18 protein-coding genes are annotated in these 26,199 nt (G+C 72.0%); 6 read left to right on the top strand and 12 right to left on the bottom strand.

Features of this window, described 5'->3' with window-relative positions; all coding sequences use genetic code 11:
- Positions 1–98: 98 nt before the first annotated feature.
- The gene (locus tag ACGFYQ_RS38605; protein ID WP_393751524.1) at positions 99–1,466 is read right to left on the bottom strand and encodes a M16 family metallopeptidase; all 1,368 of its coding nucleotides are present in this window, start codon (positions 1,464–1,466) and stop codon (positions 99–101) included.
- 20 nt (positions 1,467–1,486) lie between these two features.
- Complete coding sequence (locus ACGFYQ_RS38600) at positions 1,487–2,857, bottom strand: M16 family metallopeptidase (RefSeq protein ID WP_393751499.1); 1,371 nt, start codon at positions 2,855–2,857, stop codon at positions 1,487–1,489.
- Positions 2,858–3,047: 190 nt separating this feature from the next.
- Here ACGFYQ_RS38600 and ACGFYQ_RS38595 point away from each other — a divergent pair, with 190 nt between their 5' ends.
- Both ACGFYQ_RS38595 and ACGFYQ_RS38590 read left to right on the top strand, forming a co-directional pair.
- Positions 3,048–5,501: a DNA topoisomerase (ATP-hydrolyzing) subunit A gene (locus ACGFYQ_RS38595; RefSeq protein WP_393751497.1), complete on the top strand. Its 2,454-nt coding sequence runs from the start codon at positions 3,048–3,050 to the stop codon at positions 5,499–5,501.
- 108 nt (positions 5,502–5,609) lie between these two features.
- Positions 5,610–7,694, top strand: coding sequence for a restriction endonuclease (locus tag ACGFYQ_RS38590; protein ID WP_393751495.1), 2,085 nt, complete (start codon positions 5,610–5,612; stop codon positions 7,692–7,694).
- Here the strand turns inward: ACGFYQ_RS38590 and ACGFYQ_RS38585 are convergent.
- Both ACGFYQ_RS38585 and ACGFYQ_RS38580 read right to left on the bottom strand, forming a co-directional pair.
- A complete protein-coding gene (locus ACGFYQ_RS38585) occupies positions 7,691–8,839 on the bottom strand; it encodes a CobW family GTP-binding protein (protein WP_393751493.1) in 1,149 nt (382 codons plus the stop codon). The two genes, ACGFYQ_RS38590 and ACGFYQ_RS38585, sit on opposite strands and share 4 nt — an antisense overlap.
- Positions 8,840–8,863: 24 nt before the next feature.
- Positions 8,864–10,024: a citrate synthase/methylcitrate synthase gene (locus ACGFYQ_RS38580; protein ID WP_393751491.1), complete on the bottom strand. Its 1,161-nt coding sequence runs from the start codon at positions 10,022–10,024 to the stop codon at positions 8,864–8,866.
- A 70-nt stretch (positions 10,025–10,094) separates the two neighbouring features.
- Here ACGFYQ_RS38580 and ACGFYQ_RS38575 point away from each other — a divergent pair, with 70 nt between their 5' ends.
- From ACGFYQ_RS38575 to ACGFYQ_RS38565, 3 genes are all read left to right on the top strand, one after another.
- The gene (locus ACGFYQ_RS38575; RefSeq protein ID WP_393751489.1) at positions 10,095–11,318 is read left to right on the top strand and encodes a citrate synthase; all 1,224 of its coding nucleotides are present in this window, start codon (positions 10,095–10,097) and stop codon (positions 11,316–11,318) included.
- 534 nt (positions 11,319–11,852) lie between these two features.
- Entirely contained in the window at positions 11,853–13,454 is a 1,602-nt protein-coding gene (locus ACGFYQ_RS38570) for an ATP-binding protein (protein ID WP_393751487.1), read from the top strand.
- A complete protein-coding gene (locus ACGFYQ_RS38565) occupies positions 13,451–14,149 on the top strand; it encodes a response regulator (protein ID WP_393751484.1) in 699 nt (232 codons plus the stop codon). Before ACGFYQ_RS38570 ends, ACGFYQ_RS38565 begins: the two co-directional genes overlap by 4 nt.
- Before the next feature lie 64 nt (positions 14,150–14,213).
- On the opposite strand, the gene ACGFYQ_RS38560 is transcribed toward ACGFYQ_RS38565, so the two are convergent.
- From ACGFYQ_RS38560 to ACGFYQ_RS38550, 3 genes are all read right to left on the bottom strand, one after another.
- A complete protein-coding gene (locus tag ACGFYQ_RS38560; protein WP_393751482.1) occupies positions 14,214–15,806 on the bottom strand; it encodes a cation acetate symporter in 1,593 nt (530 codons plus the stop codon).
- Positions 15,803–16,294: a DUF485 domain-containing protein gene (locus tag ACGFYQ_RS38555; protein WP_393751480.1), complete on the bottom strand. Its 492-nt coding sequence runs from the start codon at positions 16,292–16,294 to the stop codon at positions 15,803–15,805. The genes ACGFYQ_RS38560 and ACGFYQ_RS38555 overlap by 4 nt, the downstream gene beginning before the upstream one ends.
- A 155-nt stretch (positions 16,295–16,449) precedes the next feature.
- Positions 16,450–18,570, bottom strand: a complete 2,121-nt coding sequence (locus ACGFYQ_RS38550; protein ID WP_393751478.1) for a type IIA DNA topoisomerase subunit B — start codon at positions 18,568–18,570, stop codon at positions 16,450–16,452.
- 447 nt (positions 18,571–19,017) lie between these two features.
- On the opposite strand from ACGFYQ_RS38550, the gene ACGFYQ_RS38545 reads away from it, so the two are divergent.
- Complete coding sequence (locus ACGFYQ_RS38545) at positions 19,018–19,254, top strand: hypothetical protein (protein ID WP_215019552.1); 237 nt, start codon at positions 19,018–19,020, stop codon at positions 19,252–19,254.
- A gap of 122 nt (positions 19,255–19,376) precedes the next feature.
- Here the strand turns inward: ACGFYQ_RS38545 and ACGFYQ_RS38540 are convergent, their stop codons facing one another.
- The 5 genes from ACGFYQ_RS38540 to ACGFYQ_RS38520 all read right to left on the bottom strand — a co-directional run bounded on the left by ACGFYQ_RS38540 (position 19,377) and on the right by ACGFYQ_RS38520 (position 26,161).
- Positions 19,377–20,303: a serine protease gene (locus ACGFYQ_RS38540; RefSeq protein ID WP_393751476.1), complete on the bottom strand. Its 927-nt coding sequence runs from the start codon at positions 20,301–20,303 to the stop codon at positions 19,377–19,379.
- A 111-nt stretch (positions 20,304–20,414) separates the two neighbouring features.
- The gene (locus tag ACGFYQ_RS38535) at positions 20,415–22,016 is read right to left on the bottom strand and encodes an RNA polymerase sigma factor (protein ID WP_393751474.1); all 1,602 of its coding nucleotides are present in this window, start codon (positions 22,014–22,016) and stop codon (positions 20,415–20,417) included.
- 359 nt (positions 22,017–22,375) lie between these two features.
- Positions 22,376–23,263: a FadR/GntR family transcriptional regulator gene (locus tag ACGFYQ_RS38530; protein WP_393751472.1), complete on the bottom strand. Its 888-nt coding sequence runs from the start codon at positions 23,261–23,263 to the stop codon at positions 22,376–22,378.
- A gap of 190 nt (positions 23,264–23,453) precedes the next feature.
- On the bottom strand, positions 23,454–25,250 hold the full coding sequence (locus ACGFYQ_RS38525) for an ATP-binding cassette domain-containing protein (protein WP_393751470.1): 1,797 nt from the start codon (positions 25,248–25,250) through the stop codon (positions 23,454–23,456).
- A gap of 164 nt (positions 25,251–25,414) precedes the next feature.
- The gene (locus ACGFYQ_RS38520; RefSeq protein ID WP_393751468.1) at positions 25,415–26,161 is read right to left on the bottom strand and encodes an NUDIX domain-containing protein; all 747 of its coding nucleotides are present in this window, start codon (positions 26,159–26,161) and stop codon (positions 25,415–25,417) included.
- Between the last annotated feature and the right edge of the window lie 38 nt (positions 26,162–26,199).

The raw sequence follows: 26,199 nt of genomic DNA, 5'->3' as shown, positions 1-26,199 counted from the left end.
ACATAAAAGCAACCTCCCCACCTAACGGACAAAAGGGGCTCCGGCGGACAAGCCCGCCGAAGCCCCTCTTCGTGTCGGTCAGTTGACCGAGGATTCCGTCAGTTGGTGACGACGCTCACGTCGCCGATCCCGAGGGCGCGCACCGGCGCCTCGATCTGCGCCGCGTCGCCCACCAGGACGGTGACCAGCCGGTCCGCCGGGAAGGCCTTCACGACCGCCGAAGTCGCCTCCACCGTCCCGGTTTCGGCGAGCCGCGCGTACAACTGCGCCTGGAAGTCGTCCGGCAGCTCCTGCTCGACCTGGTCGGCGAGGGTTCCGGCGACCGAGGCTGCCGTCTCGAACTTCAGCGGGGCCACGCCCACCAAGTTCTGCACCGCCACGTCCCGTTCGGCATCGGTCAGGCCGCCCTCCGCGAGGGTGCGCAGCACCTTCCAGAGGTCCTCCAGCGCCGGGCCGGTGTTCGGGGTGTCCACCGAGCCGCTGATGGCGAGCATCGAGGCGCCCTTGCCGTCGGCGGTCGAGCGGAGCACCTGGCCGAAGGCGCGCACGCCGTAGGTGTACCCCTTCTCCTCGCGCAGCACCTTGTCCAGGCGGGAGGTCAGGGTGCCGCCCAGGCAGTACGTGCCGAGCACCTGGGCAGCCCAGACCCGGTCGTGCCGGTCCGGTCCGATCCGGCCGATCAGCAGCTGCGTCTGGACCGCGCCGGGCCGGTCCACGATGACCACGCGGCCCGCGTCGTCGGCGGTCACCGGCGGCACCGGGAGGGGCGCGGCGGTGTCGCCCGTCCAGGCGCCCAGGGTGTCCGCGAGCACGGCGTCCAGGTCGATGCCGGTCAGGTCGCCGACGACCACCGCGGTGGCCGTGGCGGGGCGTACGTGGGCCTCGTAGAAGGCGCGTACGGCCGCGGAGTCGATCCGGGCGACCGTCTCCTCGGTGCCCTGGCGCGGGCGGGACATCCGCAGGGAGGCCGGGAACAGCTCCTTGGAGAGCTGCTTGGCGGCGCGGCGCTGCGGGTTGGCCAGCTCGTGCGGGATCTCGTCGAGCCGGTTGCGCACGAGGCGGTCGACCTCGGCGTCGGCGAAGGCCGGCGCGCGCAGGGCCTCGGCGAGCAGGCCGAGCGCCTTGGGCAGCCGGGAGGCCGGGACCTCCAGGGAGACCCGCAGGCCCGGGTGGTCGGCGTGCGCGTCGAGGGTGGCGCCGCAGCGCTCCAGCTCGGCCGCGAACTCCTCGGCGGAGTGCTTGTCCGTGCCCTCGGACAGCGCGCGGGCCATGATCGTGGCCACGCCGTCCAGGCCCTCGGGCTCGGCGTCCAGCGGGGCGGCGAGGTTGACCTCGACCGCGATCACCTGCTGGCCCGGGCGGTGGCAGCGCAGCAGGGTCAGGCCGTTGGCGAGGACCGAGCGGTCGGGGGCCGGGAAGGCCCACGGCTGGGGCTCCCCGGCCTGCGGGCGCGGGTGGAAGGTCATCGTGACGGCTGCGGTGTCGCTCACTGCTCCACCCCTTCGTTCTCGTTCGCGTGGTTCTCGTCGTTCTCGCCGGCGTCGTCGGCGTCCGCGTCCGCGGCGAGCGGTTCGTAGACCAGCACCGCGCGGTTGTCGGGACGCAGCCGGGCCGCGGCCACGGCCTGCACTTCCTCGGCGGTGACGTCGAGGACGCGCCGGACGGCGGTCAGGGCCAGCTGCGGGTCGCCGAAGAGCACCGCGAAGCGGCACAGTTCGTCGGCGCGGCCGGCGACCGTGCTCAGCCGGTCCAGCCACTCGCGCTCCAGCTGTGCCTGCGCGCGCTCCATCTCCTCGGCCGTCGGGCCCTCGGCGGCGAACCGCGCGAGCTCCTCGTCCACGGCCGCCTCGATGTCGGGCACCTCGACCCCGCCGGAGGTCTTGACGTCCAGCCAGCCCAGCGAGGGCGCTCCGGCCAGGCGCAGCATGCCGAAGCCGGCCGCGACGGCCGTCTGGTCGCGGCGTACCAGGCGGTTGTGGAGCCGCGAGGACTCGCCGCCGCCCAGGACGGTCAGCGCCACGTCGGCGGCGTCGCACTCGCGGGTGCCGTCGTGCGGGAGCCGGTAGGCGGCCATCAGCGCACGCGCCGGGACCTCCTCGACGATCTCCTCGCGCAGCTCCCGGCCGATGACGTCGGGCAGCGAGCCGTCACGGGGCGGCTGCTTGCCGTCGTGCGCGGGGATGGTGCCGAAGTACTTCTCGATCCACGCGAGCGTGCGCTCCGGGTCGATGTCGCCGACCACCGACAGCACCGCGTTGTTGGGCGCGTAGTACGTACGGAAGAAGGCGCGGGCGTCCTCCAGGGACGCGGCGTCCAGATCGGCCATCGAGCCGATCGGGGTGTGGTGGTACGGGTGGCCCTCGGGGTACGCGAGGGCGGTCAGCTTCTCGAAGGCCGTGCCGTACGGGACGTTGTCGTACCGCTGGCGGCGCTCGTTCTTGACGACGTCGCGCTGGTTCTCCATGGACTCGTCGTCCAGGGCGGCCAGCAGCGAGCCCATGCGGTCCGCCTCCAGCCACAGCGCGAGCTCCAGCTGGTGGGTCGGCATCGTCTCGAAGTAGTTGGTGCGCTCGAAGCTGGTCGTGCCGTTCAGGGAGCCGCCGGCACCCTGGACCAGCTCGAAGTGCCCGTTGCCCGGTACGCTCGCCGAGCCCTGGAACATCAGGTGCTCGAAGAGGTGAGCCAGGCCGGTTCGCCCCTTGACTTCGTGGCGCGAGCCCACGTCGTACCAGAGGCAAACCGCGGCGACCGGGGTCAGGTGGTCCTCGGAAAGCACCACGCGCAAGCCGTTGGCCAGCCGGTGTTCGGTCGCTGTCAGGCCGCCGGAGCCGGCCTGGGCTGTGGCCGTGTGACCCATGGGCATGTGGTCCCTTCGATCGCGATGCAGAGATTTCTGTCAGACCTGCCACTGTATGCAAGCGCGTCGGCCGCCGGATAAGTTCCCGGGTCACACCCTGGGTCGGAGTCGGCGTTGTCGGTGCCTCGGGCCACAATGGTCCGCGTCAGACCCCCAGCACACTCATTCTTGGTTAAGGAGCCGCGCAGCGATGGCCCGCCGCAGCACGAAGACCCCGCCGCCGGAGGATTTCGAGGAGAAGATCCTCGACATCGACGTCGTCGACGAAATGCAGGGCTCCTTCCTCGAGTACGCGTACTCGGTGATCTACTCCCGTGCCCTGCCCGACGCCCGGGACGGCATGAAGCCGGTGCACCGCCGCATCGTGTACCAGATGAACGAGATGGGTCTGCGTCCCGACCGCGGGTACGTGAAGTGCGCCCGCGTCGTCGGCGAGGTCATGGGCAAGCTCCACCCGCACGGCGACGCGTCGATCTACGACGCCCTCGTGCGCATGGCCCAGCCCTTCTCGATGCGGCTGCCGCTGGTGGACGGCCACGGCAACTTCGGTTCGCTCGGCAACGACGACCCGCCGGCCGCGATGCGTTACACCGAGTGCAAGATGGCCGACGCCACGTCACTGATGACGGAGTCGATCGACGAGGACACCGTCGACTTCACCGCCAACTACGACGGCCAGGAGCGGGAGCCGGTCGCGTTGCCCGCCGCTTACCCGAACCTGCTGGTCAACGGCGCGTCCGGGATCGCGGTCGGCATGGCCACCAACATGCCCCCGCACAACCTCGGCGAGGTCATCGCCGCCGCCCGCCACCTGATCCGCTACCCGCACGCGGACCTGGAGGCGCTGATGCGCTTCGTACCGGGTCCCGACCTGCCCACGGGCGGCCGGATCGTCGGGCTCTCGGGGATCAAGGACGCCTACGAGAACGGCCGCGGCACCTTCAAGATCCGCGCGACGGTGGCGGTGGAGAACGTGACGGCGCGCCGCAAGGGCCTGGTCGTCACGGAACTGCCCTTCACGGTCGGCCCCGAGAAGGTCATCGCGAAGATCAAGGACCTGGTCGGCTCGAAGAAGCTCCAGGGCATCGCGGACGTGAAGGACCTCACCGACCGCTCGCACGGCCTGCGCCTGGTCATCGAGATCAAGAACGGCTTCCACCCCGAGGCCGTGCTGGAGCAGCTGTACAAGCTGACGCCGATGGAGGAGTCCTTCGGCATCAACAACGTGGCCCTTGTGGACGGGCAGCCGCTGACGCTCGGCCTCAAGGAGCTGCTGGAGGTCTACCTGGACCACCGCTTCGAGGTCGTCCGGCGGCGCAGCGAGTTCCGCCGCACCAAGCGCCGCGACCGCCTGCACCTGGTCGAGGGCCTGCTGGTGGCGCTCATCGACATCGACGAGGTCATCCGGCTCATCCGGGACAGCGACAACTCCGCGCAGGCCAAGGCCCGGCTCATGGAGCGGTTCTCGCTGAGCGAGATCCAGACCCAGTACATCCTGGACACCCCGCTGCGCCGGCTCACCCGGTTCGACCGCATCGAGCTGGAGTCCGAGCGCGACCGGCTGACCGGCGAGATCGACGAGCTGACCGGGATCCTGGAGTCCGACACCGAGCTGCGCAAGCTGGTCTCCACGGAACTGGCGGCGGTCGCGAAGAAGTTCGGCACCGAGCGGCGTACGGTCCTGCTGGAGTCGGCGGGCACGGCGGTCGCGGCGGTGCCGCTGGAGGTCGCTGACGATCCCTGCCGCGTGCTGCTGTCCTCGACGGGTCTGCTGGCGCGCACCGTGACCGGTGAGCCGCTGGCGGAGGCCGACGGCAAGCGGGCCAAGCACGACCTGATCGTCTCGCAGGTCCTGGCGACGGCGCGCGCCGAGGTGGGCGTGGTGACCTCCAAGGGGCGCCTGCTGCGGCTGTCCGTGATCGACCTGCCGCAGCTGCCGGACACGGCGGCCGCACCGGCCCTGGCGGGCGGAGCCCCGATCACGGAGTTCCTGGCCGGCCTGGAGCCGGACGAGAAGGTGATCTGCCTGACCTCGCTGGACGAGTCCTCGCAGGGCCTGGCACTGGGCACCGAGCAGGGCGTGGTCAAGCGCGTCGTGCCGGACTACCCGGCCAACAAGGACGAGCTGGAGGTCATCACCCTCAAGGACGGCGACCGGATCGTCGGCGCGGTCGAGCTGCGCACGGGCGAGGAGGACCTGGTCTTCATCACCGACGACGCCCAGCTGCTGCGCTACCCGGCGGGCCAGGTGCGCCCGCAGGGCCGCCCGGCGGGCGGTATGGCGGGCATCAAGCTCTCCGAGAACGCCAAGGTGATCCACTTCTCGGCCGTCGACCCGGCCCGGGACGCGATGGTGTTCACGGTGGCGGGCTCGCACGGGACGCTGGACGACTCGGTGCTGTCCGGGAAGCTGACCCCGTTCGACCAGTACCCGCGCAAGGGCCGGGCCACCGGTGGTGTGCGCTGCCAGCGGTTCCTGAAGGGCGAGGACGTGCTGACGCTGGCCTGGACCGGCAATTCCCCGGTCCGGGCGGCGTCCGCGAACGGCACTCCGGCCGAGCTGCCGGCCGTGGACCCGCGCCGGGACGGCTCCGGGACCGCGCTGCCCGCGGCCGTGGCGGCGCTGGCGGGGGCCGCGCTGTAGGACGTACGACGGCATTCAGGTGGTACGCCCAACGGGGGACGTACCACCTGAATGGCGACTAGTGTTTTCCCTCTTGGCACTGGCGGGTGGGGCGGGAGAACAGAGCTGATGAGTCGTCGCTCGGGCGTGATCGGGGACTGGGCAGAGGCCCAGCGTCGGATGCAGCAGACGCAGTTGATCCAGCAGCGCGAGGCGGAGCGCCGGCAGCGGGCGTACGAACGGGACGTGGCCCGGGGGGAGCGGGAGCAGCAGGCGGCCCACCGGCAGCGCCGAGAAGCCGAGGCGCGACGGCGGACCGAGTCCATCGAGGCGGAAGTGGCCCGCCTGCAGGGCCTGCTGGCGGCGGGTTGCCGGGCGCCGGCGTTCCGGATGGCCGCGCTGGTCCGGTCCGAGCAGCTCGAACCCTTCAACCCCGGCACGCTGGGGCACCCCGTGCCGATGCCTCGCCTTGAGCAGTTCCAGCAGCAGAGCACCGGCTGGACCCTCGGCTCGAACCGGCGGGCGCAGGCGGAACGCGAGGCGCACGCCCGGTACACCCAGGCCTGGCAGGCCGCGCACGCCGCGGAGGCGCAGCGGCAGCAGCAACTGGCGGCGTACCGGCAGCAGTACGACCGCTGGGCCGCTGAGCAGCTCGCCGCGATCCGCGGGCACAACGGTGGGCTCACCGAGCTGGCCGGAGCCCTGCGCGGGGGCGACGCCGAGGCCGTGGTGGAGTACTTCTCGGCCGCCCTGTACGCCTCCACGGCCTGGCCCGAGGCGCTGCCGAGGCAGGTGGCGGCCGCCTACGATCCGGGGGCGCGCCAGCTCGTGCTGGACTGGGAGCTGCCGGGGTACGAGGTGGTACCGGAGGCCAAGTCGGTGCGGTACATGCCGAGTACGGACCAGGACAAGGAGACGGCCCGCCCGGCCACGCAGCGGCGGGCGCTGCACCGGGACCTGTTGGCGCAGTGTGTGCTGCTGGTGGTGCGCGAGCTGTACGCGGCGGACGAGTTCGGCGTGCTGGACTCGGTGGTGGTCAACGGTTTCGTGGACGCCCACGATCCGGTGACGGGCCTGGAGGCGCAGCTCGTGCTCGCCACGGTGTCGGCGGCCCGGTCCGCCTTCGAGGTGCTGCGGCTGGAGCAGGTCAGCGCGGTGGACTGTCTGGTCGAGGGGTTGCGCGGGCAGCTCTCGGCGCGGCCCGACCAGCTGACCGCGGTACGCCCCGGGCGCAGGCCCGACGAGATCGGCGGCGGGGTCGTCAGCCACGGCGGGCACGCGGGCGGCGGCCAGGACGAGCCCGACCTGTTCGAGATGGACCCGATCGCCTTCGAGAACCTGGTGGCGGAGCTCTTCCGGGCGATGGGCATGGAGGCGCTGACCACCCAGCGGTCGGGCGACGGCGGGGTGGACATCGAGGCGAACGACCCGTCCCCGATCACGGGCGGGCGGATCGTGGTGCAGGTCAAGCGCTACCGGAACACGGTGTCGCCCACGGCGGTACGGGATCTGTACGGCACGGTCCAGGACAAGGGGGCGAACAAGGGGGTGCTGGTCACCACCGCGTCCTTCGGGCCAGGGTCGTACACCTTTGCCAACGGCAAGCCGCTGGAGTTGGTTCCCGGCGACAAGCTCGTGGAGCTCCTGCACCAGTACGGGCTGCGGGGCCGTCTGGGCGGCGCCGCGGCGGGCATCCCGACGCAGCGGGCACCCGAGCCCGCCCCTTCCGCGGACCACAATGTGCTCGGCATGTTCTGGTCGGGCGCGGTCGCGCTCGACGTGTGCGCGCTGGTCTGCACGGGCAACCGGGTGCTGAGCGAGGACCACTTCGTCTTCTTCAACAACCCGGGGACGCCGGACGGTTCGGTGCGGACCCGCGCGCACGCGGCGCCCGACAAGGCCGCGCTCGAGGTGACCTTCGAGGCCCTGCCCCGCGAGGCCGACCGCCTGGTCCTGGTGGCCGCGATCGACCCGGAGGCCGATCCGCACGCCGACCTGGCCGGTTTCACGGACGCCCGGATCCGGCTCCTGGACGCGGCCGGCGCGGAGGTCGGGCAGCTGGAGGTCTCCGACGGCCGGGCCGGTGAGACCGCGCTGGTGCTCGGGTCCTTCCGGCGCCGGGCGAACGGCGACTGGGACTTCGTGATCGGCGGCAAGGGCTACCAGGGCGGGCTGGAGGACCTGCTGCGGGAGTACGGCGTCGACGTCGCCTAGACCTCCCCGGCCTCCGGTGAGGCTTCGGCCGGCTCCGACTCCCACTCCGGCTCCGGCTCCGGCTCCTGCTCCGCGGGCCGGGCCACGTACCGCAGTACGCCCCACATGCTCTCGGGATGCACTTGGTGCGGGGCCGGTTCGCGGCAGGCATCCAGCTCGCGCAGCAGCTCCGGCCCGTCGGTACCCGAGCCGATCAGGACGAGCTGCGTCAGGCGCGCTTCGCCACGCCCCCAGGGCTGCGGGGCGAAGCGGAGGAACCGGCCGACCGCGTGGACCTCGTACCGCTCCTCGTGCCCGGGGACGCCGAAGTAGACGAAGCCCTTGATCCGGTAGAGCCCGGCCGGGCGGCGGTCGAGGAAGTCGATGAACCTGCGCGGTGACAGGGCCTGCTCGGAGACGAACTCGACGCTTTCGTAGGCCGCGTGCGCGTGACCGCTGTGGCCGTGGTCCTGGTCCTGGTCCTGGTCTTGGCCGTGGTCCTGGTCGTCGGCCTCCGCGAGCAGGTCCTCGAAGGAGAGCTGGCCGCGGGTCTCGGTCCAGGGCCGCCGGTCGAAGAGCAGCTCCGGGTCGATCCGCCCGTGGTCGGCGCCCACGACCGGGATGCCGGGGGCGCAGAGGGCGGCGAGTTCCTTCTCGATCCGGGCCCGCTCGGCGGCGTCCACCCGGTCGGTCTTGTTGAGCACGACCAGGTCCGCGACGGCGAGGTGGCGGCCGGTCTCCGGGTGCCGGGCCCGGGTCGCGTCGAACTCCGCCGCGTCCACGACCTCGACCATGCCTCCGTAGCGGATGTCCGGGTTCTCGCTGGCCATGAGCATCCGGATCATCTCCTGGGGCTCGGCCAGCCCGCTCGCCTCGATGACGATCACGTCGATGCGGTGGACGGGCGCGGCGAGCTTCTCCAGGTACGCGTCGAGCTCGCTGCCGTCGACGGCGCAGCACAGGCAGCCGCCGCCGAGGGAGACCATCGAGTCACCGAGTTGGCCGGCCACCGACATGGCGTCGATCTCGATCGAACCGAAGTCGTTGACGACGACTCCGATCCGGGTGCCTCCGCGGTGGGCGAGGAGGTGGTTGAGCACGGTGGTCTTGCCGGATCCGAGGAATCCGGCGAGGACGACGACGGGGATGGGCTGCCTGCTGTTCACCCGGCCGATCGTAGCCAGGCTCCGTCAGCCGAGCGGCGGCACCGGCTGCGGCGCGGTGGGGCCGGTGTACCGGGCGGCCGGGCGGATGATCTTCGAGTCGGCCGCCTGTTCGAGGATGTTCGCGCTCCAGCCGACCACGCGGGCCGCGCAGAAGGTCGGGGTGAACATCTCGCGCGGGAGCCCGCACAGTTCCATGACCACGCCCGCGTAGAACTCCACGTTGGTGTGCAGTTCGCGGCCCGGCTTGAGTTCGGCGAGTATCGCCTCGACCTGGCGCTCGACCTCGACGGCGAGGTCCACCAGGGGGCCGCCGAACCCGCGGGCGATGTCGCGCAGCATGCGTGAGCGGGGGTCCTCGGTGCGGTAGACGGGGTGGCCGAAGCCCATGATCCGATCTCCCGCCAGGACCCGCTCACGGATCCACGGCCCGATCCGGTCCGCGGTGCCGATGGCGTCGAGGGTGTCCAGGGCCCGGCTCGGGGCGCCGCCGTGCAGCGGGCCGGAGAGCGCGCCGATCGCCCCGGTCAGGCAGGCCGCGACGTCGGCGCCGGTGGAGGCGATGACACGGGCGGTGAAGGTCGAGGCGTTGAATCCGTGGTCGATGGTGGAGATCAGATACCGCTCGACCGCGCGGGCCCTGACCGGGTCGGGCTCCTGCCCGGTCAGCATGTAGAGGTAGTTGGCGGCGTACCGGAGGTCGTCGCGCGGTTCGACCGGCTCCAGGCCCTGTCCCAGCCGGTGCAGCGCGGTGAGCAGGGTCGGTACGGCGGCGCAGGCGGCCAGCGCGTCGGCGGCCCGCCGGGCGGGGGCGAGGTCGTAGACCGGGCGGAAGCCCGCGGAGGCGCCGAGCAGCGAGAGCGCGGTACGCAGGCCGGCGAGGGGTCCGGAGAGCGCGGTGGCCCGGGCGAGGGCGGGCAGGGCGTCCCGTACCTCGGCGGGCAGCCGGCGCAGCGGGGCGGTCTCTGCGATGAAGGCGGCGCGCTCGGCGGCGTCCGCCGGCAGGGTGCCGCGGAACATCAGGTGCCACACGTCCTCGAAGCCGCGGCTCCCGGCGAGCTCGACGGCCGAGTACTGGCGGTAGTGGTAGAAGCCCTCCCGGCCCCGGACGTCACCGAGTTCGGTGTCGGTGACCACGACTCCCGCGAGACCGCGGGGTACTTCAACGGTGCTGTCGATGGTGTTCATGCATCGACCATCGATGATTGATGGAATCCTTGTCAATATTGATTGAATCAACATATGTAGGCTGGCGTGCATGAACGAAGAGCGACGGCTCACAACCCGGCAGGCCGCCGAGCTGCTCGGGGTGAAGCCCGCGACCGTATACGCCTACGTCAGCCGGGGCCAGCTCACGAGTCGGCGCGACCCGGTCGGACGCGGCAGCAGTTTCGACGCGCGCGAGGTGGAGGAACTGGCCCGGCGCAGCCGGCGCGAGGCGGCGGCCCCGGCCGGGGAGCTCGCCGTACGGACCGCCCTCACGCTCATCGAGCCGGACCGCTACTTCTTCCGCGGCGTGGACGCCGTGGAGCTGGCCTCGCGGTACGCCTTCGAGGAGGTCGCGGAGTGGCTCTGGACGGGAACGCTCCCGCGCGGGACCCGGTTCACCGCGCCCCCGGAGCCGCTCGCCGCGGCCCGGCGGGCGGTGGCCGCCCTGCCGGAACACAGCGGTCCCGTCGACCGGCTGCGAGTGGCGGTCGCCGCCGCCGCGGTGGCGGATCCGCTGCGCTTCGACCTGTCCGAGGAGGCGGTGCTCGGCTCCGCGCGCTGCCTGATCCCCACTCTGGTCGGTGCCCTGCCCGTGGTGGGACCCGCCCCGTGGGCCGGCGACGGCCGGACGGCCCGGCAGCTGTGGGCGCGGCTGACGGAGCGGGAGCCGGACCCGGACGCGCTGGCCGTGCTGGACCTGGCGCTGGGGCTCCTGGTCGACCACGATCTGGCCGCCTCCACCCTGGCGGTACGGGTGGCCGCGTCGGCGCGGGCCCATCCGTACGCCGCCGTGTCGGCCGGACTCGGCGCCCTGGAGGGGCCGCTGCACGGCGCGGCCGGGCGGCTCGCGCACCGGATGCTGGTGGAGGTCCTGGAGCGGGGCGGAGCCGCCCCCGTGGTGGCGGAGTACCTGCGGGCTGGGCGCCGGGTGCCGGGGCTCGGCCACCGGCTCTACCGGGGCGAGGACCCGCGGGCAGGCGCGCTGTTCGGCCGGTTGGAGGGCCTGGCGCAGGCCGGGCCCGCGCTGGCCGCGGCGCGCGAGGTGTCCGCGGTGATGGCCCGGCAGGGCGGGCTGCACGCCAACGTGGACCTGGCGCTGGCGGTGCTGACCGTGTCGTGCGGGATGGAGGCGGAGGCCGGTGAGACGGTCTTCGCGGTGGCGCGAACGGCGGGCTGGATCGCGCACGCGCTGGAGGAGTACCAGGAGCGCCCGCTGCGGATGCGGCCGAGCGGCGAATACCACGGGCCGCGCCCGCCACAGCCGATGCCGTGACGGGCGGGACCCTGTCCGAGTGGGGTCCTGTACTGAGGCTCTGCACCGGGGCCCTGCACCGGGGCCCTGCAGAGGGCGGTCCGAGCGCGGCGTCAGGTCCGCAGCGAGACCGCCTTGTCCTGCGGGAGCAGCCCCGTGTCGTCCAGGGCGGAGCCGGCCAGCAGAGCGTCGAGTGGGCCGACAGCGCAGCCGCCTCCCCGGACAGGCTGACCACGCAGACCAGACCGTCGGGACGGGCGAGGGCCAGCACCCCGGGCGGCCCGGGCAGCCACTCCAGCGAGTCTCCGCCGAAGCCAGCGCCGCGCGGCGCAGCCCGAGCGGAGTCCGGTAGAGGGTGAGCATGGAATCCGGATCGCCGTCCTGCCGGTCGGCGGCGTACGTCGCCCAGTGCGAGCGGGCTGCGGCAGCCAGGGGTCGTTCCAGGCTCCGCCGTCCACGGCAGCTGGGCACATCACACGAGCGATTTGCGTGCACCGTGGAGATTCCGCTTATGCCCGAGCCGACCTACCGTTGCTACTCATGCGGTTCCTCCTCATGAGCGCTCGGCGCCTCGGGCTGCCCAGACGGGCCGTCTCCCAGATCCTGCTGACCCAGCTGGCCATCGCCGGCGGGGTCGTCGCGCTGGCGACCGGCCTGTTCCTGGCCCCGCTGAGCGCGCAGCTGGACGACCAGGCCATGCGGCGCGCCCTGGCCATCGCGCAGAGCGCCGCGGCCGACCCCTCATTGGCCGCCGACCTCCTGGACTCCCGCGCCTCGGCGGACAGCCCCGTACAGTCCTCGGCCGAGCGGATCCGCCGGGCCACCGGAGCCGAGTACGTGGTCGTCATCGACCTGAACGGCATCCGGCGCTCCCACCCCAGCCCCGGACGGATCGGGCTGCCCGTCTCCACCGACCCCGGCGACGCCCTGGCCGGCCGCGAGGTCATGGAGATCGACGAGGGCACCCTGGGCCGCTCGGCCCGCGGCAAGGTCCCGCTCCTGGCCGCCGACGGCGAGATCGTCGGCGCGGTCTCGGTGGGCATCGCCTACGACAGCGTCCGGGACCGGCTGCTCGGCGCCATCCCCGGCCTCCTCGCCTACGCGGGCGGAGCCCTGGCCGTCGGCGCGCTCGCCGCCTACCTGCTGTCCCGCAGGATCCACCGCCAGACCCGCGACCTGGCCTTCTCCGACATCGCCGGACTGCTCGCCGAACGCGAGGCGATGCTGCACTCCATCCGCGAAGGCGTGATCGCCCTCGACCGGGAGGGCCGGGTCCGGCTCGTCAACGACGAGGCCGCCCGGCTGCTCGGCCTCACGCCGGACAACGCCGACTCCCTCACCGGACGCCCGCTGGACGACGTACTCGGCGCGGGCCGCACCACCGACGTCCTGTCGGGCCGCGTCACCGGCCGGGACCTGGTCACCGTCCAGGGCCCACGTGTCCTGGTCGCCAACCGCATGCCCACCGAGGACGGCGGCGCCGTCGCCACCCTGCGCGACCGCACCGAACTGGAGCACCTGGGCCGCGAGCTCGACTCCACCCGGGGCCTGATCGACGCCCTGCGCGCCCAGGACCACGAGCACGCCAACCGCCTCCACACCCTCCTCGGCCTGCTGGAGCTGGGCCTGCACGAGGAGGCAGTGGAGTTCGTGACCGAGGTCGTCGGAGTCCACCGCGCCACCGCCGAACAGGTCACCGAGAAGGTCCACGACCCCCTGCTGGCAGCCCTCCTCGTGGGCAAGGCGACGGTGGCCGCCGAGCGTGGCGTCCCCCTGCGGCTTTCCGCGGCCACCCTCCTGCCCGACCGCGTCGTGGACCCGGGCGGCCTCGTCACGATCCTCGGCAACCTGGTGGACAACGCTCTGGACGCCGCGGCCGGTTCGACGGCGCCCCTGGTCGAGGTGGAGCTGCGCGCCGAAGGCCGCACGGCCGTGCTCCTCGTGCGCGACAGCGGCCCCGGGGTCCCTGCCGCGCGCCGCGAGGAGATCTTCACGGAGGGCTGGTCGACCAAGCAGCCCAGGGCCCACCGCGAGCGCGGGCTGGGCCTCGCCCTCGTACGCCGCCTCGCGGAGCGGCAGGGCGGCAGCGCCCGGGCCGGCGAGACAGCGGACGGAGGGGCGGAGTTCTCCGTCGTACTCCCGGAGGCCCTGCGATGAACGAGACCCCGATCCACGTATTGGTCGTCGACGACGACATGCGTGTTGCCCGGATCAACGCGGCGTACGTGGCGAAGGTTCCCGGTTTCCGGGTGGTCGCGCAGGCCCATTCGGCGGCCGAGGCCCTCGACTTCCTCACCGCCCACCGGGTGGACCTGATCCTCCTCGACCACTACCTCCCGGACGAGAACGGCCTCGACCTGGTGCGCCGCCTGCGCCAGCTCGGCCACCGCACCGACGTGATCATGGTCACGGCCGCGCGCGACCTGGCCACCGTGCAAGCCGCGATGCGCCTCGGCGCCCTCCAGTACCTGGTCAAACCCTTCACCTTCGCCGGCCTGCGCGCGAAGCTGGAGGCGTACGGGACGCTGCGCCGCGCCCTGGAGACCGGCGGTGAGGCCGAACAGGCAGAAGTGGACCGGATCTTCGGCGCCCTCGCCGCCGCCGGATCCCCGAACGACCTCCCCAAAGGCCACTCCCCCACCACCGCGGAACTGGTCCGCCAGGTCCTGCGGTCCGCCGACGGCCCGCTGTCCACCCAGCAGATCGCCGACCGCGCGGGCATCAGCCGCCAGACCGCCCAGCGATACCTCAAGCTCCTCGAACGCTCCGCCCGCGTCAGCCTGGCCCTGCGCTACGGCGAGACCGGCCGCCCCGAGCACCGCTACACGTGGCTCCCGTCGGACGGGTCCTGAGCAGGCCGGTTCTGAGCAGGCTGGTCCGAGCAAGCCGGTCCTGAGCAAGCCGGTCCTGAACCGCTCAGACCGCTCCGGCCCCGGTCAGCGAGCGCACCTCCGTCTGGGCGTGCTTGCGCTCGTCGGCCTCCTCACCGGAGGTGACGGTGCCCAGCCAGCCCGCCAGGAAGCCCAGGGGAATCGAGATGATGCCCGGGTTCTGCAGCGGGAAGTACTGGAAGTCCACGCCCGGGAAGAGCGATTCGGGGCTCCCGGAGACCACCGGCGAGAGCGCGACCAGCAGCACCGCCGGGATCAGGCCGCCGTACACCGCCCAGACGGCTCCCCGCGTGGTGAAGCCCCGCCAGAACAGTGAGTACAGCAGCACCGGCAGATTGGCCGAGGCGGCCACCGCGAAGGCCAGGCCCACCAGGAAGGCCACGTTGAGGTTCTGGGCGAGCAGCCCGAGGGCGATCGCCACCGCCCCGATGCCGACGGCCGCGACCCGGGCCACGGCTACCTCGCTGCGCTGCCTGGCGTGGCGCCGCTTGAGGGAGGCATACAGGTCGTGCGCGACGGACGCCGACGAGGCCAGGGTGATCCCGGCGACCACCGCGAGGATCGTGGCGAAGGCGATGGCCGCCACGAAGGCGAACAGCACCGCACCCCCGGTGGAGTCGGCGCCGCCGCCGAGGAAGGCCGCGAGCAGCGGAACGGCCGTGTTCCCGGAGGCGTTGGAGGCCCGCACCTCGTCCGGGCCCACCAGCGCGGCCGCCCCGAAGCCGAGCACGATGGTCATCAGGTAGAAACCGCCGATCAGCGCGATCGCCCACACCACCGACCGGCGCGCCGCCCGCGCGGTGGGCACGGTGTAGAAGCGCGACAGGATGTGCGGCAGCCCGGCGGTGCCCAGGACCAGCGCGAGTCCGAGGCTCATGAAGTCCACGCGGGCGGTCCAGTCCCCGCCGTACTTGAGGCCGGGGCTCAGGAACCGCAGGCCGTGCCCGCTGCGGTCGGCGGCGGTCGTGAGCAGCTGGTCGAAGTTCCCGTGGAAGCGCAGCAGCACGAGCACGGTCAGGGTGATCGCCCCGCCCATCAGCAGCACGGCCTTCACGATCTGGATCCAGGTCGTGGCCCGCATCCCGCCGAAGGACACGTAGACCACCATCAGGGCGCCGACGCCGACCACGGTGAGCGTCCGGGCCGTGGCGCTCGAACTGCCGAGCAGCAGGGCGACCAGACTGCCCGCCCCGACCATCTGCGCGACGAGGTAGAGCACGGAGACGACCACCGAGGAGGTGCCCGCCGCGATACGCACCGGCCGCTCGCTCATCCGGGCGGCGACCACGTCGGCGAGGGTGAAGCGCCCGCAGTTGCGGACCAGTTCGGCGACCAGGAACAGCACGACCAGCCAGGCGACGAGGAATCCGACCGAGTACAGCAGGCCGTCGTAGCCGAAGAGGGCGATCAGCCCGGAGATGCCCAGGAAGGAGGCGGCGGACATGTAGTCGCCCGCGATGGCGAAACCGTTCTCCAGTGGGGAGAACAACCGTCCGCCCGCGTAGAACTCCTCCGCCGACCCGTGCCGGTTCCGGCTGACCCAGGTGGTGATGCCCAGGGTCACCGCGATGAAGACGCTGAACAGGATCAGCGCGAGGGTCTGGTGCTCGGTGGTCACCGGCCGGCCTCCCTCGCCCGGTTCCGTACCTGGTCGCGCTCCTGCTCGAAGACGGTCCAGCGCAGGTCGAGCGCGGCCCGGTCCCGGCGCAGCCGCGCGTGCCGGGCGTAGGCCCAGGTCAGCAGGAAGGTGCTGAGGAACTGGGCGAACCCCGCCAGCATGGCCACGTTGACCGCGCCCGCCACGGGCCGGGCCATGAGGCCGGGCGCCGCGGTGGCGGCGACCACGTAGGCGACGTACCAGAGGAAGAAGCCGGCGGTCGCGGGGACGACGAACCTGCGGTAGCGGCTGCGGACCTCCTGGAAGGCGGCGCTGCGCTGCACTTCGAGGTAGATGTCGGACGCGCCGGGCGCGGGGCGACCGCCGGAGGCCGGCCCCGGCGGGGACGTTCCCTCGCCCTCGCCCTCGCCCCAGCCGACGGCCAGCGCGTCGTACCAGGGGTCGTCCAGCCGGATCGTTCCGGCATCACGACCTTCGTGCTTGTCCACCGAACTCTCCTTGTCCGCCGCCGCATTGGCCGCGTGCCCACAAGGATGGGCTCAATGGTCGCTTTCCGGACTGGTGTCCCGGTGCTCTTCACTCCTTCAGGTGATGGAACGAAGAGCACCGGTGTGCCGTGGAACCGGACGGGCGGCCTGACCGCTCAGGCGTCGATGCGCGAGCGGTCCAGGGTGGCCGCGGAGCTCGTGATGAACTCCTTGCGCGGGGCCACCTCATTGCCCATGAGCAGGTCGAAGACCTGCTCGGCCGAGTCCAGGTCGCCGATGTTGATCCTGCGCAGGGTGCGGAAGCGGGGATCCATGGTGGTCTCCGCCAGCTGGTCCGCGTCCATCTCGCCGAGGCCCTTGTACCGCTGGATCGAGTCCTTGTACCGGATGTTCTTGCGCTGGTACTCCAGCAGGGTCTGGCGCAGTTCGTTGTCCGAGTACGTGTAGACGTACTTGTCCTGGCCCTTCTTCGGCTGGACCAGCTCGATCCGGTGCAGCGGCGGCACGGCCGCGAAGACCCGGCCCGCCTCGACCATCGGGCGCATGTACCGCTGGAAGAGCGTCAGCAGCAGGCAGCGGATGTGCGCGCCGTCCACATCGGCGTCGACGAGCAGGACGATCTTGCCGTACCGGGCCGCGTCGATGTCGAAGGTCCGGCCCGAGCCGGCTCCTATGACCTGGATGATCGCCCCGCACTCGGCGTTCTTGAGCATGTCCGAGACCGACGACTTCTGGACATTGAGAATCTTGCCGCGGATCGGCAGGAGCGCCTGGAATTCCGAATTCCGGGCGAGCTTGGCGGTACCGAGGGCGGAGTCGCCCTCGACGATGAAGAGCTCGCTGCGCTCCACGTCGTCGCTACGGCAGTCGGCCAGCTTGGCGGGGAGCGAGGAGGTCTCCAGCGCGGTCTTGCGGCGCTGCGCCTCCTTGTGCTGACGGGCCGCGATCCGGGTCCGGGCGGCCGCGACGATCTTCTCCATCACGGAGCGGGCCTGCTGCTTGTCGTCCCGCTTGGTGGAGGTCAGGAAGGCCTTGAGCTCCTTCGCGACCACGGCGGCGACGATCCTGGTGGCCGCCGAGGTGCCGAGCACCTCCTTGGTCTGGCCCTCGAACTGCGGCTCGGCGAGGCGGACGGTGACGACGGCCGTCATGCCCTCCATCGCGTCGTCCTTGACCACGTCGTCCTCGGCGACCCGCAGCAGCTTGGCCGAGCGCAGCACCTCGTTCACGGTCTTGGCGACCGAGCGCTCGAAGCCGGAGACGTGGGTGCCGCCCTTGGGGGTGGCGATGATGTTCACGAAGGACTTGACGTTGGTCTCGTACCCCGTGCCCCAGCGCAGGGCGATGTCCACGCCCAGCTCGCGGGTGACCTCGGTGGGGGTCATGTGGCCGCGGTCGTCGAGGACCGGGACGGTCTCCTTGAAGGTGCCCGTGCCGGTCAGGCGCAGCACGTCGCAGACGGCCTTGTCCTGGGCGAGGTACTCGCAGAACTCGCTGATGCCGCCGTCGAAGCGGAAGGTCTCCTCGGTCTTGCCGGCCCCGTCGACGCCCCGCTCGTCGCGGACGACCAGGGTCAGGCCGGGGACGAGGAAGGCCGTCTGGCGGGCTCGCTGGTAGAGCGTCTCCAGATTGAGCCGGGCGTCCTTGAGGAAGATCTGGCGGTCCGCCCAGTAGCGGACCCGGGTGCCGGTCTTGCCCTTGGTGATCCGCTTGATCTTGCGCAGGCCGTTGGCGGGGTCGAAGGGGCTGTCGGGGCCCTGCTCGGTGAACATCCCGGGGACGCCGCGGCGGAAGCTGATGGCGTGGGTGGCGCTGTTGCGGTCGACCTCGACGTCCAGGCGGGCGGAGAGGGCGTTGACCACGGAGGCGCCGACGCCGTGCAGGCCGCCGGAGGCCGCGTACGAGCCACCGCCGAACTTGCCGCCGGCGTGCAGCTTGGTCATGACGACCTCGATGCCGGACAGGCCGGTCTTGGGCTCGACGTCCACGGGGATGCCGCGGCCGTTGTCGCGGACCTCCACGGAGGAGTCCTCGTGGAGGATCACCTCGATGTGGTCGCAGTAGCCGCCCAGGGCCTCGTCGACGGAATTGTCGATGATCTCCCAGAGGCAGTGCATGAGGCCTCGGCTGTCGGTCGAGCCGATATACATGCCGGGGCGCTTGCGGACGGCCTCCAGCCCTTCGAGGACGAGCAGGTGCCGCGCGGTGTAGTTGGAACCGTCCCGGTCTGCTCCGGACAGCAGCGCGCTGGAAGGCACGGACGTGTCGGCGGTCACGCAGTTCGCTCCTCGCTGAATTTCTTTTCTGGCCCGGTCGGGCGCAGGGGTGGCTCGGTTGCCGGTCGAAGGGTACCGAGGCCAGGTAGAGCCGATGCAACGCCACCCTCGCGCGTTCCTCAGCCTAGTCCAGATCCGCACGGATGTTCGATCCCCCGTGGGGGTGAAGGAAACATCACGTTCCCTTCCAGGCATGAACCATTTAGGGTTCGGGCACGTCCTCATGAACAACCTGGCACTCCCGCCGGGGGAGGATGGAACTGCACAAGCGAACGACTGACAACGCGAAACCGTAAAGCAACGCAATACGGCTCCTTCGCCGCCAACCGGCAACAGCCGGCCAGCTTCGGAAGGAAGTTTCGAGGAAAAGCCGCGAGCGGGAACGTTTTCGGCCTGGTTGGATGTTGACCCTGGTACGACAGCTCGTCGAGCTAGAGAAGAGGCGACGTGACTACTGTTCTGACACCCGCGACCCCGCTGACGGCCGCTGACCGATGCGACCGTTGCGGCGCCCAGGCATATCTGCGCGTCGTCCTGCTGAGCGGCGGTGAACTGCTCTTCTGCGCCCACCACGGTCGCAAGTTCGAGCCGGAACTCAAGAAGATCGCCGCGGAAATACAGGATGAGACCGAGCGGCTCACGTCCGCTCCGGCTGCCAATGCCGCCGAACCCGAGGACCGCTGACACAAGGCCTATACCTCGCATCCGACGAGCCAGGACCGGCCAGGCCGGTCGACGGGCGGCACCCTTGTGACCCAGGGATGCCGCCCGTCCTCATGTCCGGGGCCGGACTGCCACACAGGGCACTACTCCGTGCGATGCCCCTGTACGGGCCCTGCACTCGCCCCGTACGCCCTCCGGGTGCCCGGGGCGATGTCCTGGACCCCCGCGGGCTGCGCGGCCTTCTCCGGGCCCGTCACGAAGTCGGCGAGCGGTGCGATCCGCGTGTACACACCCGGGCTGTCAGCGCGCCCGCAGCCGCGCCCCCACGACACCAGGCCGATGAGCCGCCCCTGCGCGACCAGCGGTCCCCCGCTGTCGCCCTGGCAGGCGTCCTTGCCGCCCCCGTCGTCGCCCGCGCACACCATGGAATCCGCCCGGTACTGCCCGTCCGCGTCCCCGGGGTAGGCCCGCCCGCAGACCTCGTCCGGCAGCACGGTCACCGGCGCGGCGCGCAGTGCGTACGCGTAGTCACCGAATCCGCTGGTGTCGCCCCAGCCGTACACGGCCGCCTCGGTCCCGACCGCGTAAGCGGGATGCCCCGCTCCGGCCAGGGGGAGCACGTGGTGGGCCGGCACGGCCTCGGCGAGTTCCAGGACGGCGAGGTCCCCGGCATTGCTGCCCGGGTCGTAGTCCGGGTTGACCCGGGCCGAGCGGACCGCGATCTCCCGGCCGTCAGTCGCCCGCAGCTCCGTACGCCCGGCGATCACCCGGAAGTCCTCGACCGACTCGACCGGGCCGCCCAGCACCTCGTGCCCCAGGCAGTGGGCCGCGGTCAGCACCTTCGCCGGTGCCACGATGACGCCCCCGCAGAACTGCCCGCCCCGCGTACCCCCGAACCGGTCACGGCTGGCGAGGGCGACGACCCAGGGGTGGTCGGCCACCTTCACCGGCTTCCCGCCGATCACCACGCTGTCCGCGGCCGCCTGCGGCGCCTGGGCCAGCGGGGCCGCGGCCGCTCCCGCCGCCAGGGTCAGCGCTCCCGCCAGAGCACGGGCAAAGGGACGACGCATGAGGCCTCCTGACTCCGAGTGTGCATGACTCCACCCAGAGTGGGATGCCTGGTGGCCGTGCGCACCCGCGCGGCCACCCGCCGTCGGCATCGCGGCCGGTCCCGCCGCCCGTCAGTCGAGGTAGTCGCGCAGCACCTGGGAGCGGGACGGGTGGCGCAGCTTCGACATCGTCTTCGACTCGATCTGGCGGATGCGCTCACGCGTGACCCCGTAGACCTTGCCGATCTCGTCGAGGGTCTTGGGCTGGCCGTCCGTGAGGCCGAAGCGCATCGAGACCACGCCGGCCTCGCGCTCGCTCAGGGTGTCGAGCACCGAGTGCAGCTGCTCCTGCAGGAGCGTGAAGCTCACGGCGTCGGCCGGGACGACGGCCTCGGAGTCCTCGATCAGGTCGCCGAACTCGCTGTCGCCGTCCTCGCCGAGCGGGGTGTGCAGGGAGATCGGCTCGCGGCCGTACTTCTGGACCTCGATGACCTTCTCGGGGGTCATGTCGAGTTCCTTGGCCAGCTCCTCCGGGGTGGGCTCGCGGCCCAGGTCCTGGAGCATCTGGCGCTGGACGCGGGCCAGCTTGTTGATGACCTCGACCATGTGCACCGGGATGCGGATGGTGCGGGCCTGGTCGGCCATGGCGCGGGTGATCGCCTGCCGGATCCACCACGTCGCGTACGTGGAGAACTTGTAGCCCTTGGTGTAGTCGAACTTCTCGACGGCGCGGATCAGGCCCAGGTTGCCTTCCTGGATCAGGTCCAGGAAGAGCATGCCGCGGCCGGTGTAGCGCTTGGCGAGGGAGACCACGAGGCGGAGGTTGGCCTCCAGCAGGTGGTTCTTCGCGCGGCGGCCGTCCTCGGCGATGATCTCCAGCTCACGCTTGAGCTTGGGCGCCAGCTTGTCGGAGTTCGCCAGCTTGTCCTCGGCGAACAGGCCCGCCTCGATGCGCTTCGCGAGCTCGACCTCCTGCTCGGCGTTGAGGAGCGGGACCTTGCCGATCTGCTTGAGGTAGTCCTTGACCGGGTCGGCGGTGGCGCCGGCGACCACCACCTGCTGGGCGGGAGCGTCGTCCTCGTCGTCGGAGATGACGAAGCCCTTGTTCTCGCCGCCCTCCTCCTCTTCGTCGGCCTCGGCCTTGGCGGCGTCGGGACCCTCGTCCGGGGTCTCTTCGTCACCGGCCGCGTCGGCGTCCTTCTTGGAGGCTGTCTTCTTCGCCGCCGTCTTCTTGGCGGCGGCCTTCTTGGCGGGCGCGGCCTTCTTGGCCGCCGTCTTCTTCGCCGCCGTCTTCTTCGCGGCGGGCTCCGTTCCGGGCTCCTGCGCGAGGGCGTCCGCGGTCTCCTGGTCCGCCGTCCCGGCCGCCGGGGCCGCGGTCTCCGCGGTGGCTGCGGGCTGCGCTGCCGTCGTCTTCGCCGCCGTCTTCTTGGCTACGGGCTCAGTGGCCGTCCGCTTGGCCGGGCTCTTCGCTGCGACGCTCTTGCGGGTGGTGCGCTTGGGCGACTCCGCGGCACTGACCATCAGCGTCACACCCTCTTCCTCGAGGATCTGGTTGAGGCTGCGCAGAACATTCTTCCACTGGGTCGCAGGAATCTGGTCAGCCTCGAAGGCCCGACGCACGTCATCGCCGGCGATCTGCCCCTCGGCCTTGCCCCGCTCGATGAGCGCCATCACAGACTCGGAATCGGCGATCTCCGGCGGGAGCGTACGGGATGTGCTGGCCGACACGAACAACCTCTCGGAACGATGGAAACGGCTTCCGACCCCGGGCCTGGTGGTGCTGGACCGGAGCCGACGACCACCGACTGGGGATGGGCCGGCGGCGCGGGCAGGGGCCGGGGAGCTGCACAGCACCCCCAAGGGCTGCTGTCTTCCCTCCGTCGGCCATCACCTCTTAGGTCATCGCGTGACCTCGCGGAGCGTTACGCCCAATCTTCGTGGCCCGAGTCACACCCCGTATGCGCCAATGCCGGTCATAGGGTCATACGCGTGGTTCCGGCGGGGCCGGAACAGAGCGCCGCACGCCGGTGTCGCCGGACCCGACCGGGCCCGGCGACACGTCGTGCACCCCCGCGCCCCCGCGCGTCCGCCCGTCAGTGCTCGCGCGGGGCGGGGACCACGCGCTCGACCTCCGGATGCACCGTCAGCAGCTGGCGCATGGCGTTCTCGGCGCCCGTCGCGTCACCGGCGGCGAGGGCCTCGACCATCCGCGCGTGGTGCGCGACGGAGGCCTCGCTGGGCCGGTCACAGGCGGTGACCGGGCTGCCGGAGACCTGGAGCGCGGCGGAGACGATGCCGGAGAGGTGTTCCAGCATCCGGTTGCCGGCGACCTGGATGAGGAGCGCGTGGAACTCGTTGTCGGCGCGCGCGAAGGTGATCGAGTCTCCCTGACCGAGGGCGTGGCCCATGATCTCGACCATGTCGGCGAGGCGCTGCTGGATGTCCGGGCGGCCGTGGCCGGCGGCGAGGCGGGCGGCGAGCGGCTCGATGGTCCAGCGGAGCTCGCCGAGCTCGCGGCGCTGGTCGTCGCGCTGGGGGCCGAAGGCCCGCCATTCGATGATGTCGGGGTCGAGCAGGTTCCAGTCGGCGACCGGACGGACCCGGGTGCCGACGTTCGGGCGGGCGCTGACGAGGCCCTTGGCCTCGAGGACCCGCAGCGATTCGCGAACGACGGTGCGGGAGACCTCGAAGCGCTGGCCGATCTCCTCGGGGACCAGCGGGCGGTCCGCTCCGAGGTCGCCGGAGACGATCATCTGGCCGAGCTGCTGGACGAGTTGGCCGTGCAGTCCGCGGCCGCGGCTGCCGGCCGCGCGGCGGCCGACCCGGCTCAACTCGACGTCGGCGCCGTCCCAGTGGGGCGCTCCGACGCGGTCGGGCCCGGGGGCCTCCGCGTAGGGGTAGCGGTCGAGTTCGCCCGGGCCGGCGAGGCCGGAGTCGGCATGGCGGGCGGCGGTCATCATGGTGTGCGCAAGGGTACTCACGAATCCTTTGTCGGCCGTGCCTCCATCACCCTTGAGGTCTTTGGTGAAAAGCACACGAAAGGGTGATCGGTGCCACCTACGCAATTGACGACTTATCGTAAAGAACCGGGCCTTTTGCAGGGAGTTGCGGTCCGCGTCACGCGACGCGGACTCCAACGGTCCCGTCCGGACCCACTGCGTACCGAAACGATCACCAACGGACCCTGCTGCGCAGTCCGGTGAACCCATAGGCGCACAACAGGACCATCAGCGACAACACCAGTGCGGTGCCGACGGGTTGGGCCATCACCCGCAAGGCCCCCATCACCAGGCGGTCCGCTTCGGGGGGCCACTGCACCCAGGTCAGGCCGCGCAGCCGGGGCCCGAGGCCGGTGACCGGGTACGCGGAGGGGCCTTCCAGCACCTTGCGCACCAGGGGCACCACCATCACCGGCACCGCGAGCACCGCGGCCAGGCCCGCGGTGGCGGACCGGAAGACACCCGAGGCCAGGACGCCGGCCCACGCGCAGCCGACGAGCAGCCCGGCCCAGCTCGCGGCAGGGGAGAGCCACCGCGCGGGGGTGCGCAGCGGGCCGCTGTCGAAGACGAGCGCCAGGGCGCCGGCATCGGCCACCACCACCAGGGCGCCCAGCAGCAGGGCGAGCAGGGCGCAGACGCCGAGCTTGGCCGCGAGCAGTCCCATCCGGCGGGGCACGGTGCCGCGATCGGCGGCGAGGGCGGGATAGCGGTACTCCTCACCGAAGGCCAGGGCGCCGAGCAGACCGGCGCCGAGGGCCGCGGGCGGCAGGGGCAACAGCTCGGGCCAGGCGGCGAGCAGCCGGTTCTGCGGAGTGTGCCCGGCGCGGGCCAGCACCAGGGCGGTCAGGACGGAGACGGCGACGACGAGCGCGGTGGTGAGGACGGGGGTGGCGGTCCCGAAGGCCCGGAGCAGTTCGTAGCGCAGCGGCCGCAGTGGTCCGCCGACGCGGCGCACGGCAGACGCGGGTCGCCCGGAGCGAGCGCGCCGGGGCCGCCCGCCGGAGACCTCGCCCGACGCCTCGCTCGGGGCATCGCCGGGAGCGGGCAGGGGTCCGGCTGCCTCGGCGCGCGCGTGCGGAACCGGTGGCGCGGGAGCGCCGGCGTCTCCGGTCTCGTCGGCGAGCTGGTGGACGAGCACCCCGTGCCGGAACGCCGCCTCGCCGACCTCGGCGCAGTTGCTGCCGTACACCGACAGGCGGCTGCCGCTCTCCGCCACGATCTCCACGGCGCGCTGGGCGGCCCGGGCCTCCCGGCCCAGTACGTCGGCCAGCCGGGCCGCGTGCGGGGTGCGCACGGCGACCCGCGGCCGCAGCCTGGTCCGGGCGAACTCGGCGGCGTCCTGGTCGGCGACGAGGCGGCCCGCCTCGATGCTGACGACCCGGTCGGCGCTGCGGGCCGCTTCTTTGGCGTCGTCCGTGGTGAACAGCACCACTCCGCCGAGGGAGGCGTGGCCGCGCAGCAGCCCGTGCAACCAGCCGCGTTCGCGGGGCGAGAGTCCGGATGCGGGCTCGTCCAGGAGCAGGGTGCACGGGTCGGCGAGCAGCGCCGCGGCCAGCGCGACCCTTCGCTCCATGCCCAGGGAGAGCGATCCGAGCCTCTGGTCGCGCAAGCCCGCGATACCGACGACGTCCAGCATGGTGTCGGCTCGGGAGGCCGGCACCCCTGCGGCGGCGCAGAGCATCCGCAGCTGGTTGCGTACGGTGCGCGCGGGGTTGCCGGGGACATCGCCGAGCAGCACGCCGACCTCGCGGCTCGGGTGCGGGATCCGGTGCAGCGGACGGCCGCGGAAGTAGGTGACGCCGCGGCCCGGTTCGAGTTCGAGCATGAGCCGCAGCGCGGTGGTCTTGCCCGATCCCGGCTCGCCGAGCAGGGCGGTCACGCTCCCCGGGCGGGCCTCGAACGTGAGGTCGTCCACGCGGGGCGGGGCGTCGGGGCGGGGGTTGCTGGTGAGTCCGATGGCCTGGAGCATCGCTTCTCTCGCGGGGGGTGAGACCGCTCTGCGGCACGGTGCGTACCCCAAGCAAGATAACGCGATATGTCCGATTTACAGCGCAACCGGTCCGATGGGATGCCGATATTGCCGTCGGAGCGGGAGCCGGGACCCGTGCCGGTACCGGTACCGGCGTCTCGGCGTCAGACTTCCGGACGCAGCATCGGCGGATTGAGCAGGGTGGCCCCGCCCGCGCGGAACAGCTGGGCCGGGCGCCCGCCCTGACGGGTCGTCGTCCCTCCGGCCGGCACCAGGAACCCGGGGGTCCCGGTGACCTTGCGGTGGAAGTTCCGCGGATCGAGGGCCACGCCCCAGACGGCTTCGTAGACCCGGCGCAGCTCACCGACGGTGAATTCGGGCGGACAGAAGGCGGTGGCCAGGGAGGAGTACTCGATCTTCGAACGAGCCCGCTCCACACCGTCGTCGAGGATCCGGGCGTGGTCGAAGGCGAGCCCCGCGGACTCCTGGTCCTCGGATTCCAGCAGCTCGTCGACAGGGGCCCAGCGGGCGCTGTTGGCGTCTCCGCCGGCCCGGGGCGCAGGCAGGTCGGGAGCCAGCACCAGATGCGCCACGCTGACGACGCGCATCCGCGGATCCCGCTTCGGATCACCGTAAGTGGCCAGCTGTTCGAGATGGGCCCCGTTGCCCACGCCCGGCATGGCGGGGTCGTGCGCGCACAGGCCGGTCTCCTCGGAGAGTTCCCTGGCGGCGGCCGCCGCCAGGTCCTCGTCTCCGCGCACGAATCCGCCGGGCAGCGCCCAGCGCCCCTGGAACGGCTGCTCACCCCGGCGGACGACCAGCGCGCAGAGCGCGTGGCGCCGCACGGTGAGCACGACCAGGTCGACGGTGACGGCGAAGGGCGGAAAGGCCGACGGGTCGTAGGGCGACATGCCGCGATCATAGTCGTCTGCCTGACGATAAACAGCGC

Origin of the sequence: Streptomyces sp. NPDC048258 (genome assembly GCF_043201995.1) — a bacterium.
In the GTDB taxonomy this organism is placed as follows: Bacteria; Actinomycetota; Actinomycetes; order Streptomycetales; family Streptomycetaceae; genus Streptomyces.
Note: the sequence above shows the minus strand (reverse complement) of the source record. Positions and strands in the feature narration are given on the sequence as shown.